The 1,140-nt window shown below is 35.0% G+C and carries 1 protein-coding gene; it reads right to left on the bottom strand.

Translation table 11 applies throughout. The annotated features are described in order from the left end of the window. Positions 1 to 215 precede the first annotated feature (215 nt). Positions 216 to 635 (bottom strand): hypothetical protein, encoded by a 420-nt coding sequence (locus K8089_RS16090; RefSeq protein WP_237604309.1) that lies wholly within the window; start codon positions 633 to 635, stop codon positions 216 to 218. Between the last annotated feature and the right edge of the window lie 505 nt (positions 636 to 1,140).

The raw sequence follows: 1,140 nt of genomic DNA, 5'->3' as shown, positions 1-1,140 counted from the left end.
TAGATACAAATATAGGAAATATTTTGGATTTGAAAAGTAATTTTGAATTATTCTAAAAGGTCGTCTTAAATGCACCACAACGTTTATGTATAAGATTAGTTGCGTGTTTAAGCAACTAATTTAGCAAAAATGGAACGAGCCGGAGGAAATTCCGAAGGAATTTCCAAGTAGGCGAGAACCAAGCAATTAATTTTATACGGTGTTGGCTGTAGGCTTTATTCTTTATTCAATTTCATTAATATTAATCGGTCAGGATTTAATTCTAAAATTAGAAATTTATTTCCGAAATCGCCCAAAGAATTAGTCGTAGTCAAAGTCCGATTACTTTGGTCAATTTTCCACGTGCCTATTTTCGGTGTGGTTTCTCCATCGCTCTTATCAGAGTTTTTTGGATATCCAGTTTTAAGTCCTCCGTTCCAGTAAAATATTGTGACAAATTCTTTGTATTCGCTGTTGTATTCCAATCTTTTAGTCAAAATAATTCTACCGTTAGGCTCAATTTTATCGACTTCCCAGACTTCTGAATCATTGCCATATAAGTATCTCACATTAATATTTTCTGCGTTCTGGTTTTGTCCACTAACAAGTCCAAAAGTGAAGAAAGTTAAAATTAATATCAGATTTTTATTATTCATCGATTTTTCAGCTTACAGCCAACGTTTCTGCATATGATTAGTGGCCCGATTAAGCACGGAATTTAGCAAATAAAAACCGAATAGAAAATCCGACAGGATTTTCGGAAGCAGGCGAGAACTAGCCATTAATTATATGCCTTGTTGTGCAATGTTTTTCTGCGTTCTGTTCCGTATTGTTTCCGATTTGCTATTCTTTCAAAGTCCATCGAAAAGCAAAATTGCGCTTGCTGGTTTTATTTTTCCGATGTCAAAAAATTCCAGCTACTCCCCTTTTTTCCGTTCCGTAATTTTGTCCGATCAACATTTTTGTCCGAAATACTTTTTGCTTTTAAACACTAATTTCCAAAAAAAAAAAATCGAACGCTGTTCCGCCAATTTTCCGCTGCGATTTGGGTCTCGTTTAATATTGCACAACGTTTCTGCATATGATTAGTGGCCCGATTAAGCACGGAATTTAGCAAATAAAAACCAAATAGAAAATCCGATAGGATTTTCGGAAGCAGGC

This window comes from Aequorivita vitellina (genome assembly GCF_022008365.1).
GTDB lineage: Bacteria > Bacteroidota > Bacteroidia > Flavobacteriales > Flavobacteriaceae > Aequorivita > Aequorivita vitellina.
This window is presented reverse-complemented; position numbering and strand designations above follow the sequence as displayed.

Bases quoted from the DNA above. Each gene is read 5' to 3' on its own strand.
- K8089_RS16090 (WP_237604309.1), bottom strand. From the start codon at position 635: ATGAATAATAAAAATCTGATATTAATTTTAACTTTCTTCACTTTTGGA.